This window comes from Gordonia sp. UBA5067 (genome assembly GCF_002414845.1).
Lineage (GTDB): Bacteria > Actinomycetota > Actinomycetes > Mycobacteriales > Mycobacteriaceae > Gordonia > Gordonia defluvii.
Map to the genome: position 1 here is coordinate 7764 of NZ_DIAX01000023.1, position 19114 is coordinate 26877.

Annotated in this window: 17 protein-coding genes; 12 read left to right on the forward strand and 5 right to left on the reverse strand. The window is 67.8% G+C overall.

Annotated features, from left to right (window positions below; translation table 11 throughout):
• The 5 genes from B4M62_RS03380 to B4M62_RS03400 all read left to right on the forward strand — a co-directional run.
• Positions 1 to 1756 (forward strand): AMP-binding protein (locus B4M62_RS03380; RefSeq protein ID WP_290705173.1); only part of this gene is annotated, 1756 nt, incomplete at its 5' end.
• A 14-nt stretch (positions 1757 to 1770) separates the two neighbouring features.
• Entirely contained in the window at positions 1771 to 2796 is a 1026-nt protein-coding gene (locus tag B4M62_RS03385; RefSeq protein ID WP_290705176.1) for a FecCD family ABC transporter permease, read from the forward strand.
• Positions 2793 to 3863 (forward strand): FecCD family ABC transporter permease, encoded by a 1071-nt coding sequence (locus tag B4M62_RS03390; protein ID WP_290705179.1) that lies wholly within the window; start codon positions 2793 to 2795, stop codon positions 3861 to 3863. Before B4M62_RS03385 ends, B4M62_RS03390 begins: the two co-directional genes overlap by 4 nt.
• Positions 3856 to 4689 carry an ABC transporter ATP-binding protein gene (locus tag B4M62_RS03395; protein WP_290705181.1) on the forward strand — a complete coding sequence of 278 codons (834 nt, stop codon included), beginning with the start codon at positions 3856 to 3858 and terminating at the stop codon, positions 4687 to 4689. Before B4M62_RS03390 ends, B4M62_RS03395 begins: the two co-directional genes overlap by 8 nt.
• Entirely contained in the window at positions 4683 to 5846 is a 1164-nt protein-coding gene (locus B4M62_RS03400) for an amidohydrolase (RefSeq protein WP_290705184.1), read from the forward strand. Before B4M62_RS03395 ends, B4M62_RS03400 begins: the two co-directional genes overlap by 7 nt.
• A 101-nt stretch (positions 5847 to 5947) precedes the next feature.
• Here B4M62_RS03400 and B4M62_RS03405 read toward each other — a convergent pair whose 3' ends face one another.
• Positions 5948 to 7015, reverse strand: a complete 1068-nt coding sequence (locus tag B4M62_RS03405) for a YncE family protein (RefSeq protein WP_290705187.1) — start codon at positions 7013 to 7015, stop codon at positions 5948 to 5950.
• A 246-nt stretch (positions 7016 to 7261) separates the two neighbouring features.
• Here B4M62_RS03405 and groES point away from each other — a divergent pair, with 246 nt between their 5' ends.
• Positions 7262 to 7561, forward strand: a complete 300-nt coding sequence (gene groES / locus B4M62_RS03410) for a co-chaperone GroES (protein WP_290705190.1) — start codon at positions 7262 to 7264, stop codon at positions 7559 to 7561.
• A gap of 91 nt (positions 7562 to 7652) precedes the next feature.
• On the opposite strand, the gene B4M62_RS03415 is transcribed toward groES, so the two are convergent.
• Positions 7653 to 7952 carry a WhiB family transcriptional regulator gene (locus B4M62_RS03415; protein ID WP_290705192.1) on the reverse strand — a complete coding sequence of 100 codons (300 nt, stop codon included), beginning with the start codon at positions 7950 to 7952 and terminating at the stop codon, positions 7653 to 7655.
• A gap of 230 nt (positions 7953 to 8182) precedes the next feature.
• On the opposite strand from B4M62_RS03415, the gene B4M62_RS03420 reads away from it, so the two are divergent.
• From B4M62_RS03420 to B4M62_RS03430, 3 genes are all read left to right on the forward strand, one after another.
• Positions 8183 to 9004 carry a hypothetical protein gene (locus tag B4M62_RS03420; RefSeq protein WP_290705195.1) on the forward strand — a complete coding sequence of 274 codons (822 nt, stop codon included), beginning with the start codon at positions 8183 to 8185 and terminating at the stop codon, positions 9002 to 9004.
• A gap of 64 nt (positions 9005 to 9068) precedes the next feature.
• The gene (shbA, locus tag B4M62_RS03425) at positions 9069 to 9653 is read left to right on the forward strand and encodes an RNA polymerase sigma factor ShbA (RefSeq protein ID WP_290705198.1); all 585 of its coding nucleotides are present in this window, start codon (positions 9069 to 9071) and stop codon (positions 9651 to 9653) included.
• Complete coding sequence (locus B4M62_RS03430; protein ID WP_290705201.1) at positions 9653 to 10495, forward strand: anti-sigma-D factor RsdA; 843 nt, start codon at positions 9653 to 9655, stop codon at positions 10493 to 10495. The genes shbA and B4M62_RS03430 overlap by 1 nt, the downstream gene beginning before the upstream one ends.
• 108 nt (positions 10496 to 10603) lie before the next feature.
• Here the strand turns inward: B4M62_RS03430 and B4M62_RS03435 are convergent, their stop codons facing one another.
• Positions 10604 to 10990, reverse strand: coding sequence for a DUF5319 domain-containing protein (locus B4M62_RS03435; RefSeq protein WP_290705204.1), 387 nt, complete (start codon positions 10988 to 10990; stop codon positions 10604 to 10606).
• A gap of 115 nt (positions 10991 to 11105) precedes the next feature.
• On the opposite strand from B4M62_RS03435, the gene guaB reads away from it, so the two are divergent.
• The 3 genes from guaB to B4M62_RS03450 all read left to right on the forward strand — a co-directional run bounded on the left by guaB (position 11106) and on the right by B4M62_RS03450 (position 15642).
• Positions 11106 to 12617, forward strand: coding sequence for an IMP dehydrogenase (guaB, locus tag B4M62_RS03440; protein ID WP_290705207.1), 1512 nt, complete (start codon positions 11106 to 11108; stop codon positions 12615 to 12617).
• 52 nt (positions 12618 to 12669) lie between these two features.
• Entirely contained in the window at positions 12670 to 13809 is a 1140-nt protein-coding gene (locus tag B4M62_RS03445; RefSeq protein WP_290705210.1) for a GuaB3 family IMP dehydrogenase-related protein, read from the forward strand.
• A gap of 69 nt (positions 13810 to 13878) precedes the next feature.
• Positions 13879 to 15642 carry a GMC family oxidoreductase N-terminal domain-containing protein gene (locus B4M62_RS03450; protein ID WP_290705213.1) on the forward strand — a complete coding sequence of 588 codons (1764 nt, stop codon included), beginning with the start codon at positions 13879 to 13881 and terminating at the stop codon, positions 15640 to 15642.
• Positions 15643 to 15671: 29 nt separating this feature from the next.
• Here the strand turns inward: B4M62_RS03450 and B4M62_RS03455 are convergent, their stop codons facing one another.
• Together B4M62_RS03455 and B4M62_RS03460 are read right to left on the reverse strand one after the other, a co-directional pair.
• Positions 15672 to 17837, reverse strand: coding sequence for an FAD-dependent oxidoreductase (locus tag B4M62_RS03455; RefSeq protein WP_290705216.1), 2166 nt, complete (start codon positions 17835 to 17837; stop codon positions 15672 to 15674).
• A gap of 76 nt (positions 17838 to 17913) precedes the next feature.
• On the reverse strand, positions 17914 to 18732 hold the full coding sequence (locus B4M62_RS03460; RefSeq protein WP_290705219.1) for a mycofactocin-coupled SDR family oxidoreductase: 819 nt from the start codon (positions 18730 to 18732) through the stop codon (positions 17914 to 17916).
• Positions 18733 to 19114: the final 382 nt, after the last annotated feature.

Consider the following 19114-nt stretch of genomic DNA (forward strand, 5'->3'; position numbering starts at 1 on the left):
CGGCCGCCGCAACCTGACCTATCGTGAACTGCTCGACCAATCGCGCCGCCTTGCCAACGGGCTGATCGATGAGCTCGGCCTCCGGCCGGGCGACCGGGCCGTGGTGCAATTCCCGAACGTCGTCGAGTACGTCGAGGTCGTCTTCGCCCTCTTCGACGCCGGCGTGCTGCCGGTCTTTGCGTTGGCGAGCCACACCGCCGGCGATATCGCCGATCTCGTCGCGCGGGCCGGCGCCGCCGCATACCTCACGGTGGACTCCTTCGGCGGAACGGACTTTCGCTCCCGCGCCGAGCATCTCGCCGGCGTCGGAACGACAACTCCGGCCGGCCGGCCGCTGGCCACCGTGGTCGCCGAACTCGACCGCGCGGACCCGTGGGCGGCGGTGCGCTCGGCGAATGCCGAATCGACCGGTCGATCGGGTGCGCCGAGCGACATCGCGTTCCTCCAACTATCCGGTGGCACCACCGGTGCGCCCAAGCTGATCGGGCGCACCCACGACGACTACCTCTACTCGGTGCGCGAGTCGGTCCGCATCTGCGGCCTCGACGAATCCTCGGTGTTCGGCGTCGTCCTGCCGGTGTCGCACAACTTCACGATGAGCAGCCCCGGTATTCTCGGCGCGCTGCACACGGGAGCCCGCATCGTCATGGTGCCGGCCACCGACGCGCGGACGGTGCTCGCGACGGTCGCGGCCGCCGGGATCACCCAGTTGTCGGTGGTCCCGCCGCTGGTCACCGCCTGGCTCGATTCCCCCGAGGCCGAGCGGTATGACGTTTCCGCGCTCCGCGTCCTGCAGGTCGGTGGCGCCAAGCTCGCCGAATCGGTGGCCCGCCGGGTCCCCGACCTGTTTCCCAACGCGACGCTGCAGCAAGTGTTCGGCATGGCCGAAGGCCTGGTGAACTACACCCGCCTCGATGACGCCGTCGAGCGGATCGTCGCGACGCAGGGACGTCCCATCAGCCCCGGCGACGAGGTTCGCGTGGTCGACGCCGCCGGCGCCGAGGTGCCCGCCGGACAGGAGGGGAGTCTGCAGACCCGCGGCCCGTACACGATCCGGGAGTACTGGCACGGAGCGTCGCCCGAATCCTTCACCCCCGATGGCTTCTACCGGACCGGCGATCGGGTGATCCGCGACGCGGACGGGTACCTCGTCGTCGTCGGCCGGGACAAGGACCAGATCAACCGGGCGGGGGAGAAGATCGCGCCGACCGAGGTCGAGGGGGCGCTGCTGACCCACCCGGCGGTGCGCGACGCATCGGTCGTCGGCGTCCCCGACGACCGGCTCGGCGAGCGCACCGTCGCCTACGTCATCCCAACTGCCGCCGCGGTCGCCGCCGGCACGCTGCCCGACGGGTTCGCGGTGCGCGGCTTTCTGCGCGCGGCGGGGCTGGCCGGGTTCAAGATCCCCGACGAGGTGCTGATCGTCGAGGAATTCCCGACGACGGCAGTCGGAAAAGTCAGCAAGAAGGATCAGCGGGTCGACGCCGCGGCCCCCGAATCACCCGGTCCGGCGTCCGCCGATCCACTCGACACCGATCGGCTGCTCGCCGACCTCGCCGACAAGCTGATGGTCGATCGGGGCGCGCTGACCGGTGACCTGCCCCTGGCCGACAGCGGTATCGATTCGCTGCAGCTGATGGCCCTGCTCGACAAGTGGCGCGCGGCGGGGGCAGGCGGGCTGGACTTCGAAACGGTGGCCCAGTCACCGACCATTCGCGACTTGATCGCTGCCGTGCGGCGGGCGGGAGCGCGGTGACGGCAGGCACTCTCGTGCGCACCCGCCGCCGCGGTCTGCGCGGCCGCGGGCTCGCCGCACTGTGGCTCGGATTGCTGCTCGGACTGGTGGTGCTCGCGTGGGCCAGCCTGTTCGTGGGGGCCCGTGAGATGGCACCCGGAGTCGTGTGGGACGCGCTTGTGGGCGGTGGCTCGGGCTTCGATGCTCTGGCGGTCACCGATTCAACCGACGGCCGGGCGCCCCGCGCGGTGCTGGCAATTCTCGTCGGTGCCGCGCTCGGAGTGTCCGGCCTGCTCATCCAGCGCCTCATGAACAATCCCCTCGGCGATCCACAGATCATCGGCGTGAACGCCGGCGCCGCACTGGCGATTACCGTCGCCATCGGGCTGGGCGGATTGACCCAGATCTGGGCGTACGTGTGGTTCGCGTTCGCCGGGGGGGCGGTGGCGATGGTGATCGTGTATGCGCTGGGCACGGCCGGGCGTGGACCGTTGACGCCGCTGCGGGTCACGATGGCCGGAATCGCGGTGACCGCGGTCCTGACCGGTGCGGTGCGCGGCATCACCTTGCTGTGGCCGCATGCCTTCGAGCAGCTGCGGATCTGGGAGGTCGGGTCGGTCACCGGGCGCGGGCTGACGGTCGCAGGGTGGGTGGCGCCGTTCATCGTCCTGGGCATCGCGGTGGCCTTCGCCGTTGCGCACGCCGTCGATCTGATCGGGATGGGCGACGAGATGGCCACCGCACTCGGCGTCCGCGTGGTTCGAATCCGGCTGGCGGCGCTGATTGCGGCGACAGTGCTGGCCGGCGCGGCGACGGCGGCCGCCGGTCCGGTCGGCTTCGTCGGTCTCATGGTGCCGCACGCGATCAGGTTGGCGCTCGGGGTGACCGGCCGGTGGGCGGTGGCGTTCGCGGCGCTCGTCGGCGCGCTGGTGGTCCTGGGGGCCGACATCATCGCCCGGCTGTTCGGCCAGGACACGATGCCGGTGGGGATCGTGACCGCCTTCCTGGGTGCCCCCGTCCTGATCCTGCTGGTCCGCAACTCGGCGCGGACGACCCGATGACCGGGACGGTGGACTTCGGCCGGCCCCAGCGCACCGTGCGTTCGGGCGGATTCTCCGAACGTTTCGACACGCGCAGCGCGATCGTCGGGGCATTGCTGGTGGTCGCGCTCGCGGTCGGCGTCGTCGCCGGCCTCGCCGCGGCCGACGACGGGGTGGGCCTGGCAGAGCTGTCGGCGGCGGTCTTCGGCCGGGCTGATCCCGCGGTCGACCTCGCGGTGTGGGAGTGGCAACTGCCACGCGTTCTCGCGGCCATGGTGCTCGGCGCGGCGATGGCCTGCGCCGGCGGAATCTTCCAGATGCTGACCCGTAACCCGCTGGGCAGCCCCGATCTCATCGGCTTCGGCGTCGGCTCCTACACGGGAGCGCTGGTCGCCTCGCTGGTGCTGGGGCTGGGCTTCGCCGGCATGTCGGCCTTCGCCCTCGTCGGCGGCCTCGCCACCGCCGCGGTGGTGTACGCGCTCGCCTTCCGGTCCGGAATCAGCGGGTTTCGCCTGGTGATCACCGGTGTCGCGATCAGCGCCATGCTCGCCTCGATCAACTATTGGTTGATCCTGCGGTCCGATCTCGACGAGGCGATGCTCGCCGCGCAGTGGGGGGCGGGCACCCTCGACACCCCGGTGGCCCGCGACTGGTCCTTTCTGGGACCGGCCTTTGTCATCGCCGGAGCGCTGCTGGCCGCGTTGGCGCTGCTCAGCCACCGGACCCGGATTCTGGACCTGGGGCCGGACCTGGCACTGGCCCTCGGCGCGCAGACGCGTCCGATCTCGGTCGCGCTGCCGGTGATCGGGGTGGCGTTGATCGCCGTCGCGACGACGATCACCGGCCCGGTCGCCTTCGTCGCGTTGTCGGCGCCGCATATCGCGCGGCGACTGTGCCGGTCGGGCCACACCCCCTGGGTGGTGACCGCACTGGTCGGCGCACTGTTGCTCCTGCTCGGCGACATCGTCGCCCAGTGGGTGTCGGCAGTCGTCGGGGCGACGCTACCCGTCGGTGTCGTCACGGTGTGTCTGGGCGGCGTCTACCTCTGCTACCTGTTGTTCACCGAGATGAGGCGCACCCGTGGCTAGTTCTCCGACAGATCGACTGAGTGCCCAAAGCCTCACCCTGGGCTACGGCGGCGAGGTGGTCGTCGACGGTCTGAGTCTGACGATTCCCGACGATCAGTTCACCGTCATCATCGGCCCCAATGCGTGCGGCAAGTCGACCCTGCTGAAGGCGCTGGCCCGGGTGCTGGCCGCGCGCAGCGGAAACGTGGTGCTGGACGGAAAGGTGATCGGCGACTACTCGCCGCGCGAGGTCGCCATGGTCCTCGGGCTGTTGCCGCAGTCGTCGACCCCGCCCGAGGACATCCGCGTCGCCGAACTGGTGACCCGCGGCCGCTTCCCGCACCAGGGTTTCCTGCGCGGTTGGTCGGCGCAGGACGAGCGGATCGTTGCGCAGGCGCTTGCGGCGACCCGGACGACCGACCTGTCGGGCCATCGCGTCGACCAGCTCTCCGGTGGGCAGCGCCAACGTGTCTGGGTGGCGATGGTCCTGGCGCAGCAGACGCCGCTGATCCTGCTGGACGAGCCGACGACCTTCCTCGATATCGCCCACCAGGTGGAGTTGCTCGAGTTGTGCCGCTCGCTCAACCGCGAGCAGGGCCGTACCGTCGTCGCCGTCTTGCACGACCTCAACCTGGCATGCCGCTACGCGGATTACATCGTGGCGATGCGCGACGGCCGGATCGTCGCGCAGGGCCGGCCACCGGAAGTCGTCACCGAAGCGGTGGTGCAGGAGGTGTTCGGCCTGCCGTGCCGGATCATCGACGACCCGGAGTCGGGGACGCCGTTGGTGATTCCCCGGATGGCCCCGGCCAGCACGGGCCGCGGGGACCGGGGGTCGTGGTGCTGAGCGGATTGGATCTCGCGCGGTTGACGCGGTTGCGCCGTGATCTGCACGCGCACCCCGAACTCGCCTTCGGCGAGCACCGAACGGCGGGTGTCATTGCCGCCTATCTGCGCCGGCTCGGGGTCGAGGTGACCACCGGCATCGGCGGCACGGGGGTCGTCGGGGTCGTGCGGGGCAGATCGGACGGGCCGACGGTGGGACTGCGCGCCGATATGGACGCGTTGCCCATCGCCGAGGAGCCGCCGCGGTCCCACGCCTCGCAGGTCGACGGCGTGATGCACGCCTGTGGGCATGATGGGCACTGTGCCATGTTGCTCGGGGCAGTCGAAATACTCAGCAGGACAAGGGATTTCGCCGGAACAGTGATAGCGGTATTCCAGCCGGCGGAGGAAGGGGGCGCAGGTGCGCCGGCCATGCTCGCCGACGGCCTGCTCGACCGCTTCGGCATCCAGGAGATCTACGGGCTGCACAACATTCCCGGCATGGAGGCCGGCGACTTCGGGGTGCGCCCGGGCACCCAGCTGGCCTCGTTCGACGATCTGGATATTGTGCTGCGCGCACCGGGGGGACACGCGATGGCCCCCCATCTGGCCGGCGATGTCATCGTCGCCGGGTCGGCGCTGGTGACCGCGCTGCAGACCGTCGTCGCGCGCCGCCTCGACCCGATTGTGCCCGCCGTCGTCTCCATCACCCAGTTCACCGCCGGCTCGACCAACAATGTGATCCCGCCGCGGGCGCAGCTGCGCGGTACTGCGCGGTGTTTGTCGGCCGACGCACGTGATGAGATCGAGCGGCTGGTGGGGGAGATCTGCGCGTCGATCGGAACCGGGTACGGCGTGGAGGTCGAGCTGGCCTATGTGCGCCGGTATCCGTGCACGGTGAACGCGCCCGCGGCCGCGGCGCGGGTGGCGAGGGTCGCGGCCGGCGTGGTTGGGGCCGAGCACGTCGACGCCGACTGTGACGGAATTCTTGCCGCCGAGGATTTTGCCTTCTTCCTTCAGAAGATCCCCGGCGCGTATGCATTCATCGGCAACGGGCCGGTCTCGGCGCAGGCGGGTCCGGTGCACCACCCGGCCTACGACTTCAACGACGACATCATCGGACCCGGCGCCCGGTTCCTCGCGGCGATCGCTCGGCAGGCGCTTGCCGACCTCCGCTAACCGCCGAGTGGGCACCCCGGACCCGCCGAGTGGGCACCCCGGTCCCGCCGAGTGGGCACCCCGGTCCCGCCGAGTGGGCACCCCGGTCCCGCCGAGTACGACTAGCGCGGTGTGAGGATCGTGAGCTTGTTGCCGATGTGTTGAGTGCCGTAGGCAACACCGCTCGCCTGGTCCACGACAATCGTGTGAACGGCTGCTGTGCCGGTCGGGACCGTCGCGAGGATCGCGCCCGAGTCGGCGCTGATAACAGTGATCGACTTCTTCTGCAGGTTTGCGGCGTAGACACGGCGGCGCTGCGCGTCGATGGCGATCTTCGACGGTGTTGTGCGGGTGTCTATCGTCGTGACGATCTGCAGCGAAACGGGGTCGATGATCGAGATCTTGCCGGTGTCGAAGCTGTTCGCCCAAATGCGGCCCGTCGTCGGATCGACCTTCGGTCGCGAGTTTGAGGGCGTTGCGATCTTCTTGATCACCCGGTTGGTGCGCAGGTCGACGACGGCGACGAAGTTGTTCGTCTTGGCCTCGTAGTCGGCGTTGCCGACGTAGAGCCGGTTGCGCGGCACGTCGATGTCGACGAACGAGGCCTTGTGCAGGTTGGGGATGTCGCCGACGAGTCGGCCGGAGCCGGAGTCAAAGACGGCAACCTTGCCGGTGCCGTTGAGCCCGACGTAGAAGCGGCCGGTAACCGGGTTGGCGACTGCGCCCATCGGATGCGAGTAGGGCAGTGGTGTCAGGTTGCGGGGTGTCACGCGCTTGGCGTTGATATCGAAGACGGTGATTCCGCCCGCATGGGCGTTGGTGACCAGTACCCGTCCGCGCTTCGGGTCGATCGCGAGGCCGTCGGGGACTTGCGGTGTGGGGATCAATTCCACTGGGCCGATCATCATCAGGCCGCCCGGCTGGTTGGACAGGTCGATCGATCGCACCGGCCGCCGGGTCGTCGTGTCGAACACCGAGACCGCGGGGGTGACCGGAGTCTCGCTCGGGATGACGTCGTTGCCGGTCGTGCGCATCGGCGCGTTGTTGTCGGCGACGAACAGTTCGTGGCGGTGCTGGTCTAGGGCGAGTTCGCCGCCACTGGCCACACCGGCGGGGACCATGGAGACCTGGTAGCGCGGCGGCGCGGCGTGCGCGGGAGAGGGGAGCAGGAGGAGTGTTGCGAGCGCCACCGCCGCACCGATAGCCCCCGCCGGAGGTCCTGGCCGAAATCTCCAAGAATTCATGAGGTAAGCCTAACTTGACCCTTGATGGCGGTGGCATTTCGGCCCGCGGTTGAGAGCTGGCACTCTCGCGTATAGAGTGCTAGTTGGCTCTGTGAGAAGTCCTCGTTCACCCGCGACGACGAGGGTTTTGTCCGAGCAGGGCCGCATACGTCATCGTTTTTCGTTCAGGAATGAAAGTAGAGGACTCACATCGTGGCGAGTGTGAACATCAAGCCGCTCGAGGACAAGATCCTGGTCCAGGCGATCGAGGCCGAGACCACCACCGCTTCTGGCCTGGTGATCCCGGACACGGCGAAGGAGAAGCCCTCCGAGGGCAAGGTCATCGCAGTGGGCCCGGGTCGGTGGGACGACGAGGGCGAGAACCGGATCCCGGTGGACGTCTCCGAGGGAGACACCGTTATCTACAGCAAGTACGGCGGCACCGAAATCAAGTACGACGGTCAGGATTACCTGATCCTCTCGGCGCGCGACGTGCTTGCCGTCATCGGCTAGCTCAAACCGCACAAAGCGAGAAATCCGCCTCGGCTCCGCACGGAGCCGGGGCGGATTTCTGTGTTGTCGGATCCAGCGATTGCTGCGTCGGTCAGCCGGCGAGGGTGCCGCGCGGGCGACCGTGAACCTTCAGGATCATGGCCCGCTCGGCTTCGCCGAGGCCACCCCAGATTCCGTAGGGTTCGCCGACTCGCAAGGCGTGCTCGCGGCACTGGGTCAAGACGGGGCAACCGAGGCACAGTTCTTTTGCGCGTTGTTCACGCCGCAGGCGCGCATTCCCGCGTTCGCCATCGGGGTGGAAGAAGACCGACGATGCGGCTCCGCGACAGGTGCCCAGTCGCTGCCAGTCCCAGATGTCGGCGTTCGGTCCAGGGAGCTGGGGTAGTGACATGCGGCCGTCCTCCGTATGGGTTCGCCGGACCCCTGCGGGTCCATGGGGAGCTCCCTTGTGGGGTGCTCTGCGGCCACAGTAAACAGCCGCACCGACAATAGTCAATTTCCTGAATCTGTGATCTGTTATAGCAAAAATTCGCTCAGAATTAACCCCTTTATCACTGGTCAGAAGCATTTGCGCTTGATAATGGGCAGCCGTGTCGACAGCCGTCCGATAGCGTGTCCGGGATGAGCGACACGGCCGGGGCACGGGACCTCTGGGTGCGGGCGGTGGCATTGGGTATGCGCGGCGCCGTGGCGCGCGGGCAGACGTGTCTCAATGCCGCGCAAGAGGCCGTCGGCCGATCGGAAGACGCCGCGGATCGCGCACTGCTCTCCCTTCTCTCCAGTACGCGGGCGTCATGGCTGCGACAGTCGGGGCGGCACCGACTCGCCCTGGTTCCCGATGGGCGAGCAGCACTGCTGGCAGCGGTGTCGTCCACCGGGCGCGACGACGATGGCTGGGGCCGCGCGGCGATGGGCGACGCGCTCATCGGGCTTGCGGCGGACAACCTTGGGCTGGGGAGATTCGACGCGTCGTCGCGGTTGCTCGACCGCGCCCGGACCACAGTTGCCGGCGATCGGCGCGGCGGCCTGGTCCCGAACGAGTGGATAGTGGACCGGCGAGTCGCCCTGCGCTGGCACTGGGTCAGTGCCGAGAATGCGCTCTACCGGGGTGAGGTCCAGGCTGGGCGGCGCTGGGCGCGGGAGGCGGAGCGGCTCGCGCGGGACTGTCCGTCGGCGCACCACCGAATCAAGACGCGGCTGATCGCTGCGGCTGCGACTGCGGCGGGCGGCGACATCGACGAGGCGGCGGCCGAGGCGGGCGCGGTCATCATCGCCGCGGACGCCGCGGGTCTCCTGCCATTGCGCTGGGCGGGCAGTCAGATGCTGGCCGCCCTTGACCCCTCGCCGGCCGCCACACGGCGCGTCGACGAATCAACCGCTGCGCTTGCGGCCCTGGGATTCTTCCCCGGTGGGGATTTCAACGGCAGATGGGCCGGACGATAGGGTGGTTGAACGTGCGCTTGGGCCCAAAGCGCGAACATGTGTAACACGGGGACTTCTGTAGACGATGAAACTAACAGGCGACGCGCTTGACGCGGCCGTTCTGGCAGCTGGCCAGGGCGACCGGGAGGCTCTAGCCACCGTTCTTGAAAGTGTGCAGGAACCACTCCTGCGCTACTGCCGAGGGCGGCTTGGAGTCGGAGAACGCCACTTGTTCTCCGCTGATGACATCGCGCAGGAGGCATTGATGGCGGTGATGACCGCCCTACCCCGGTACCGGGATGAGGGGCGACCGTTCCTCGCTTTTGCCTATGGGATCGCTTCGCGCAAGGTTGCCGATGCCATGCGAGTCGTCGGTCGGTCTAAGGCCGACCCCACCGACGAATTGCCCGAACGGATCAATTCGTTCGACAGCCCGGAGCAGCAGGCTCTTGATTCTGAGGGCAACCGGCGAATCTTGGGCCTCCTCGAGACCCTGCCCGACAAGCAGCGCGAAATTCTCGTGCTCCGTCTGGTCGTCGGTCTCAGTGCCGACGAAACCGCTGCCGTCGTCGACTCCACGCCCGGAGCCGTACGCGTAGCCCAGCACCGCGCGCTGGCCAAACTGCGCACCACCATCCAGAGCCAGCGAGATCAGAAAGAGCGACGCTGATGAACAATCACACGCCCACCGGGGCCGCCGTGGACACCGCCGGCCTCGACATCGCCGAGATCACCCGCGACGAAAAGCTGCTTGAGGCCCTTGGGCTCGGTCTGCCGGTCGTCGCCGACACCCAGACCGATTTCGACCTTGCCGAGATGCTTTCCGATTGGCGAACGACCTCCCTCGCCAAACCTGTCCATGACACGATCACCGTTGAGGATGTGGAGCGCGCGATTGCGGCCAGTGCCGCAGAGTCGCGCGACTCGGCCCGCAAGATGCGCCGCCACCTGCGGCTCGTTGCCGGCGCAGCAGCGATCATCGGTGTCGCACTCGGCGGTCTGACCGTCCTATCCGAAGGGGCCAACCCGAACGATCCCTTGTGGGGCGTCAAGAAGGTCGTCTTCGCGGAGAAGGCCGAGCAGACCCAAGCGACCTACTCTGCGCAGATCAACCTCGAGCATGCGGAAAAGTCGCTCGCCGCGGGTAATCCGAAGGAGGCCCGGGAGTATGTGCGCCGGGCCCAGGCAAGCTTGGCTCCGGTGAGCGATGTGAAGGCTCGATCCTCGATGGACGAGTGGATCGGTCGTTTGAATGCGTCGGCCGAGTCGGCCATCAAGGCTGCGATTCCGGCGGCTCCGCGCAAGCAGGCCGAACGGAAGGCTCCGGCACCCAAGCAGGCGCCTCCGGTCACCGACGACATGCCGCAGTACGCACCGCAGGCACCCCAGTGGACACCGCCCGCGCAGCAGCAGCAGGCTCCGCAGCCCCGGTACACGCCGCGCCCGCAGCCTCGACCGGACGCCCCGTTCCGGCCGGCGCCTCGTCCGCCGATTTCGGTCTTGCCGAACTGATCACTGACGATCAAACCCCGCACCGATCAAATGGTTCACTCCATTGGGTGCGGGGTTTGTCGTGTTGTCAGACGACTCGGGTTTGGCGGCCCCGGAGATTTGTGGAGGTCAGCGACGTCCGCGGTGAGCCTGACCATCGGCATAGCCGCGGCAGTAGTCCCAGGTGACGTAGTCGTCGGGGCGAGGGTCGACGGCCGGCTCGTGCGGTCGGACGGTGCCGTCGGCAAGGAGCTGCTGCAGGTTGGCGCGAAGCATGTCCCAGTCGTGGTAGTGGTCCTCGTTGCAGTCCTCGCACATGACGACGAGACCCCGGACGCCGTGCCGTGACAGCAGCGCCTCATAGACGGCCAGGTCGGCCAGGTCTTCTTCGACGGCGAGGCGCTCGGCGACGTCCAGCGGGATGCCGGGGTCGACCGAGTCAAGCACTCCGGCGGGGTCGCTCGGATCGTCGGCGAACGGGTCCGGCGGCAGGCCGGGGGGATACTGGTTGGCCACGCCTCCACCGTAGCCGATCCCCTTCCGGCGGATGCGCGGCGCAGGTCTGTGACCGGCGATATTCGCATGTCGGGACGGCCGAGATCGGGCTGGCGGCGCCCGGTAAGATGAAACAATGGCGAATGTGCGGACGGGCGGCGACGATCCCGCCAAGGTAGCGATGCTCGGATTGACCTTCGATGATGTCTTGCTGTTGCCGGCGGCGTCCGACGTCATCCCGTCTGATGTCGACACGTCGTCGCGGCTGACAAAGAGCATCTCGTTGCGGGTGCCCCTCGTCTCCTCCGCGATGGACACTGTCACCGAGGCCAGGATGGCGATTGCGATGGCGCGGGCCGGCGGTATGGGTGTTCTGCATCGCAACCTTTCGGTGCAGGCGCAGGCCTCGCAGGTGGAGACGGTGAAACGGTCGGAGGCGGGAATGGTGACCGATCCGGTGACCTGCACGCCTGCGCATACGCTCGCCGAAGTCGATGCGATGTGTGCGCGGTACCGGATTTCCGGGTTGCCCGTCGTCGACGAGACGGGTGAGCTTGTCGGCATCATCACCAACCGCGACATGCGGTTCGAGGTGGATTTGAAGCGTCCGGTCGCCGACGTGATGACCACCGTGCCCCTGATCACCGCGCAGGAGGGGGTGTCGGCCGATGCCGCCCTGAACCTGTTGCGGCGACACAAGATTGAGAAGTTGCCGATCGTCGACGGTGCGGGCCGGCTGACCGGTCTCATCACCGTCAAGGATTTCGTGAAGACCGAACAGCATCCGTTGGCCACAAAGGATGCCGATGGGCGTCTCCTGGTCGGCGCGGCAGTCGGCGCCGGTGCCGAGGCGTGGACCCGGGCGATGGCCCTGGCCGATGCCGGGGTGGACGTCATGGTGGTCGACAGTGCGCATGGACATTCGCGCGGGGTGCTCGACATGATCGGCAAGCTCAAGGCCGAGTTGGGCAGCCGCGTGCAGCTCGTCGGCGGGAACGTTGCCACGCGTTCGGGCGCCCTGGCGTTGATCGAGGCCGGGGTGGACGCGGTCAAGGTCGGCGTCGGCCCCGGCTCGATTTGCACGACCCGCGTCGTCGCCGGTGTGGGCGCGCCGCAGATCACCGCGATTCTGGAGGCGGTCGCCGTCTGCAATTCGGCCGATGTGCCGGTGATCGCCGACGGTGGGCTGCAGTACTCCGGCGACATCGCCAAAGCACTGGCGGCGGGAGCGTCGACGGCGATGCTGGGTTCGCTCTTGGCCGGCACCGCCGAGTCGCCCGGGGAGCTGATCCTGGTCAACGGCAAGCAGTTCAAGAGTTACCGCGGGATGGGCTCATTGGGTGCGATGCAGGGGCGCGGGCAGGGCAAGTCGTATTCGAAGGACCGGTATTTCCAGGACGATGTGCTGTCCGAGGAGAAGCTGGTGCCCGAGGGCATCGAGGGCCGGGTCCCGTTCCGCGGACCGCTCGGCGAGGTCATCCACCAGTTGGTGGGTGGTTTGCGCGCGGCGATGGGCTATACCGGGGCGGCGTCGATTCCCGATCTGCAGCGGGCACAGTTTGTCCAGATCACCGCCGCGGGGCTCAAAGAGTCTCATCCGCACGACGTGACACTGACCGCCGAAGCACCCAACTACTATTCTCGCTGAACGTTTCTCGTGATGAAGCCGACGCAGAGGTCGGCAGAAAGGCGTGATCAGCGTGCGTGATCTCGTGGAGCTTGGGATGGGCCGGACCGCTCGTCGGACGTACGAGCTGGAGGACATCAGCATCGTGCCGTCGCGGCGAACCCGCTCGTCGAAAGATGTGTCGACGGCCTGGCAGATCGACGCCTACCGGTTTGACGTGCCGGTCCTCTCGCATCCGACGGACGCACTGATGTCGCCGGGCACCGCGATCGAGCTGGGGCGGCTGGGTGCACTGGGTGTTCTCAACGGCGAGGGGTTGTGGGCACGGCACCGTGATGCCGAGGAGAAGCTCGCCGCGCTGCGCGACGTCGCCGAGAACGACCCCGATCCCCGCGCCCCGGTGCGCTACCTCCAGCACCTGCACTCGGCACCGATTGATACCGGGCTCCTAGCGCAGGCTGTTTCGCGCATCCGCGACGCCGGGGTGACGACGGCGGTGCGAGTGAGCCCGCAGCACGCCGCCGAGTTGACGCCGACGCTGCTCAAAGCCGGAGTGGAACTGCTGGTCGTGCACGGCACGATCATCTCCGCCGAACATGTGTCCGACGGCCGAGATCCGCTCAACCTCAAGACGTTCATCGCCGACCTCGACGTCCCGGTCATCGCGGGCGGGGTCCATGATCACCGGACCGCCCTGCATCTGATGCGCACCGGTGCCGCCGGGGTCATCGTCGGATATGGTGCGGCGGAGGGCTCGACGACGACCAACGATGTGCTGGGCATCGGTGTGCCGATGGCGACGGCGATCGCCGACGCCGCGGCCGCGCGCCGGGACTATCTGGATGAGACCGGTGGGCGATACGTACACGTGTTGGCCGACGGTGACATCAACACCTCTGGTGATCTATCGAAGGCGATCGCGTGCGGTGCGGATGCCGTTGTGCTGGGCGCGCCGCTCGCGTCTGCCGCGAGTGCGCCGGGTGGGGGCTGGTATTGGACTCCGTCGGCGGCGCACCCGGACACTCCTCGTGGGGCGATGTTGCAGTTGGCCACCCCCGATGGGCGTCCGACGCTGGCGCAGATCCTCACCGGTCCGTCCGATGATCCGTTTGGCGAGCTGAATTTGGTGGGTGCATTGCGTCGTTCGATGGCTAAGGCCGGCTACTCCGATCTCAAGGAGTTTCAGAAGGTTGGGCTTTCCGTCCGAGCCTGATCCGCCGACTGTGCCTCAGGCCACCAGATGTGACAATGGTTGATGTGACGATGCGGCTATGATTGAACGATGTCTCGCAGCCCACAGAACAGTCACTTCGACGTGCTCATCATCGGTTCCGGATTCGGCGGCAGTGTCAGCGCGTTGCGCCTGACCGAGAAGGGGTACCGCGTCGGCGTCGTCGAAGCCGGCCGCCGATTCGCTGACGACCAGTTCGCCAAGACGAGTTGGCGACTGCGCAAATTCGTCTGGGCACCCAAGTTCGGTCTACTCGGCGTGCAGCGCATCCACCTGCTCAAGGATGTGATGATCCTGGCCGGCGCCGGTGTGGGCGGCGGTTCGCTGAACTACGCGAACACGCTCTACAAGCCGCCGTCGCCGTTCTTCAACGACCCGCAGTGGCGGGACATCACCGACTGGGAAGCCGAACTGAGCCCGCACTACGATCAGGCCAGCCGCATGCTCGGCGTCGTCACGAACCCCACGTTCACCAATTCTGATCGGGTGATGAAGGAAGTCGCCGACGAGATGGGTGCCGGTGACACGTTCGTCGCCACGCCGGTCGGCGTCTTCTTCGGCGCCAAGACGGGTGGTGAAGGTGTGCCGGGGGAGACCGTCGCCGATCCGTATTTCGGCGGCGCCGGTCCGACGCGGACGGCCTGCACCGAATGCGGTGCCTGCATGACGGGTTGCCGCGTGGGGGCCAAGAACACCCTGGTGAAGAACTATCTCGGCCTGGCGGAATCGGCGGGTGCCCAGGTCATCGAGCGCACTACCGTCGACGGGGTGCGGCAGCGTGCGGACGGCATCTGGGAGGTGTCGACGCGCGGCTCGTCGTCGTGGGGGCCGATCGGTGCCCGCCGCCGAACCTTCACCGCCGACAACGTGATCATGGCGGCCGGCACCTTCAACACGCAGAAGCTGATGCACGCGGCCAAGCTGACGACGCTGCCCGAAATCTCCGACGCGATGGGGGTGCTGACCCGCACGAATTCCGAGTCGATCCTCGGCGCGATGGGCAAGAAGGTCGACCCCGACCACAACTATTCTGAGGGAGTGGCGATCACCTCGTCATTCCACCCGAATGAATCCACGCATATCGAGCCGGTGCGTTACGGCAAGGGATCCAATGCGATGGCCTACTTGCAGACGGTGCTGACTGATGGTGGCACCCGGATGCACCGACTCCGGCAACTGGGTGCGCACCTGGTGCGCCACCCGGGCGATTTGCTCAGGCTGCTCATCGTCCGCGATTGGAGCGAGAAGACGGTGATCGCCCTGGTGATGCAGTCGTCGGACAACTCGCTGACGACCTTCGTCAAGAGATTCGGGCCGGTCAAGTACGTCACGAGCAGGCAGGGCCACGGCGAGCCGAACCCGACGTGGATTCCCGAGGGCAATGAGGCGACCCGCCGGATCGCCGCCAAACTCAGCGGGGGGATCGCCGGCGGCACCTGGGGTGACATCATGAACATCCCCCTCACCGCCCACTACCTCGGTGGATGCGTGATCTCCGACGATCCTGCGAACGGCGTCATCGATCCGTATCACCGAGTGTGGAACTACCCGTCGCTCTACGTGGTCGACGGTGCGTCGATCACGGCCAATCTGGGCGTGAACCCGTCGCTGTCGATTTGTGCGCAGGCCGAACGCGCCGCATCGCTGTGGCCGAACAAGTCCGCGGAGGATCAGCGTCCGCCGCAGGGTGCGCCGTATGCGCGGATCGCACCGGTCGCCCCGGTGTCGCCGATTGTTCCGGCCGGCGCGCCCGGTGCCCTGCGCCTGTCGATCACGCCGGTGGCCTCGACGAAGCGGCCGAAGGTGGCGCAGTAGCCTGAGAAACGGGTGCTGGCGTGGTGATCTCAGATAGCGGAGGCGACCGCCCAGGCCGAGTGGATGGCGCCCTCGATGTAGTCCACCGAGGCGGCGTCGCCGACGACGTGGACCTGGTCCACCAGGTTTTCGAGCTGCGCCGCCAGCGGGGCGGCCGCCGACACACCGGCGGCCATGATCACCATCGAGGCAGGTGCGCTCATCGTCGTCGTGCCGGTTACCTGGCCGCGCTGGTCGGTAACCGTGACATCGAACTCGACGGCATGATCGGTGATCGCGGTGGCATGTGCGTGCCGGTGGATGGTGACACCGGCCTGCTTTGCCCGGCGCACTGCCGTCCAGCGGCGTGGCAGGGCCATCGGCAGGCCGAGTTGCTGGTCCTCGTGGAGCAGCGTCACAGCACGGCCTCGTTCGGCCAGGAACTCGGCGAGCTCCAGACCCACCAGTGAGCCGCCGATCACCACGACGTGCTTGCCGACCGGCAGGACGGTGTGGGTCAGCGCGGCGATGCGTGTCGGGCTGTTGGTGATGCCCGTCAGCTTGCCGAGCCGGCCCGCGGCACGGAGGTACCACGACTGCCCGGCAGTGTCGCCAACGCCGGTCATCAGGGCCCGCAGGGTGTCGCCGGTGTGGACATGCGGCAGGTCGCCACCGGGGATGGCGGGACGGTCGCGGACCGCGCCGGTGGCGATCACCACGACGTCGGGCGCCAGCGCCTGGATCGAGGACGGGGTGGCCTCGGTGTTCAGCCTGATGTCGACGCCCAGTCGGGCTGTTTCCGTGCGAAGCCATTGCAGCAGTGGGTAGTTGGCGGGGGTGGTGAGGGCGGAGAACCACAGGGTGCCGCCGAGGCGATCGACCTTGTCGAGCACGGTCACCTGGTGGCCGCGCTGGGCGGCGATCCGCGCCGTCTCGAGCCCGGCCGGGCCGGCGCCGACGACGACGACCCGTTTGGATTCGGGCGCCCGGGCCAGGGTCGGCGGCGCAGCCTCCTCGTTGCCCAGGGCCGGGTTCACCGCGCAGATCGGGGTGTCATCCCAGAAGTTCTCTTGCACGCACACGTAGCAGTTGATGCACGGGCGGATGCGCTCGGGATGGCCGACACGCAACTTGTTCACCAAATCGGGGTCGGCGAGCAGCTGGCGACCCATCGCGACGAAGTCGGCTGCACCGTCGGCGATGGCCTTCTCGCCGATGTCGGGCAGGACGCGGCCGACGGTGATCACCGGGATGGTCACCGCCTGCTTCACCGCGCCGGCCAACTCGACGTAGGCGCCCAGGGCGTCGGGCAGCGGGCCGTCGGTGAAGTTGACGAACGGGTTGCGACCCCAACCCGTGACGTCGATGGCGTCCGCGCCCGCGGCCTGGAACAGGTGCGCCGCCTGCGCTGCCTCCTCGGTGGTGAGCCCGTCGTCCTCACCGTATTCCTTGCCGGCGATACGGACGATGATCGCGAGCCCGTCGCCGACGGCCGTCCGGACGGCGGTGATCACCTCGCAGGCGAAGCGTGCGCGGTTCGCCAGCGATCCGCCGTATTCGTCGGTGCGAAGGTTGTCGGCCCGGCTGAGGAAGCCGCTGAGGATGTACCCGTGGGCGCAATGGATCTCGACGGCGTCGGCGCCGGCGCGCTGTACCCGCTGGGCGGCCGCCACGTACTGCTCGGTGATCATCGCGATCTCGTCGACGGTCACCTCGTGGTAGGTGGCCGCCTTTCCGCCGGTGACCGCTGCCATCTTGGCGAGTTCGCCGGGGGTGTTATCGATCAGCGCAGACATGTCGTAGGCGCTGCGTGGCGCCGAGGCGACCTGCAGTGGACGGTCGGCGATGGTGTCGATTCGGGCGACCTTGCCGTGGTGCACCAGCTGAACGCACAACGTGGAGCCGGCTGCGTGGACCCCGTCGGCCAGGGCGGTCAGACCGGGGATGAAATGGTCGGCCGACAGGCCGGGCTCCTTGGTGCTGGTGCTGCCCGCCGGGTACGCGACTGAACAGCAGCCGGTGATGATCATGCCGGTGCCGCCGGCGGCGCGGGCGACGAAGTGGGCGATGTCGCCGGGTTCGACGATCCCGTCGGTGGACAGGTTCATGTCCATTGCCGACATGATCACGCGGTTAGGCAGGTTGACCGGGCCGATCTGGCCGGGGGACAGCAGTCGGGGGTAGCTGCGGGGCGCGGCGATGTCGTTTCGGGCCATGCCATCCAGGTTAGGACGGCGGGAGAGCGGCGGCATGCGCTTGCCGGTTGTGGCTGGTCAGGAGTCAGCGGGACACTCAGAAGTATTGCGACCCACCATCGACGCTGATGTGTTCGGAGGAGATGAACTTCGCCTCGTCGGAGGCGAGGAAGGCGGCGACGGCGGCGATCTCTTCCGGCTCGGCATAGGGCTGTTCGGTGAAGGTGGTGCCCATCGGGTTGAGCTTCGGGTTGGTAGCGCCGGTGCGTTCTAGTGCGGCGACCATGTCGCCACTGCCCATCGGGGTGGCCACGCCGCCCGGGTGGATGCTGTTGACGCGCACGTTGTGCCGGCCCAGTTCGGCGGCGAAGGCCCGCGTCATCCCGGTCACGGCGTGCTTGCTGGTGGTGTAGGGGATCATGAATGGCTGAATCTTCTTGCCCGCGTACGAGCTGATGAGGATGATCGATCCGCCGCCGGCGTCGATGACGTGCTGCGCCGAGACCATCACGGTGTTCCACACGCCGGTCACGTTGATGGAAATGACGTCGTTGAACAGTTCCGGTGACGTTTGGTCCCACACCACTGGGATGCAGATGCCGGCGTTGGCGATCACGGTGTTCAGGCCGCCGAGCCGGGCGACGGCGCCGTCGACGACCTGTTTGAGGGCGTCGAAGTCGCGGACATCGGTCTGGGCGGTGATGATCGTGCGGCCCAAGTCCTCGACGAGGCGTTTGGTCTCCGACAGATCTTCCGGGGTGGCCGAATCATAGGGCACTGCCGCGGGCAACGGTCCGGCGAGGTCGACGGCGATGATGTCGGCGCCCTCCGCGGCAAGGCGCACACAATGCGCCCGACCCTGCCCGCGCGCTGCCCCGGTCACCAGTGCCACTTGTCCGTCGAGCCGTCCGCTCATGATGTGCTCCTTCGTCGCTCCGTGGGGCTTCGCCTTAGACCGTACGCAGCGATCATCAATCGGGACGCGCTGAGCGACAAAAGGCCTGGACCATGTCAGTATGTCGGCGTCCTTTGAGATCATCCCCGCTCGGGCGGGGAGCATCGACTTCCGGCGCACGGACGGCCCCACGTGGTCGGGATCATCCCCGCTCGCGCAGGGAGCACGTAGTAGCCGTCGGCGCCGACAGTGTCATCACAGGGATCATCCCCGCTCGCGCGGGGAGCACACCCCGATCCCATAGACGGTGGAGCCACCACCCGGATCATCCCCGCTCGCGCGGGGAGCACCCAACTCCATCATGGCGCGAATCTGTTCGCCCGGGATCATCCCCGCTCGCGCG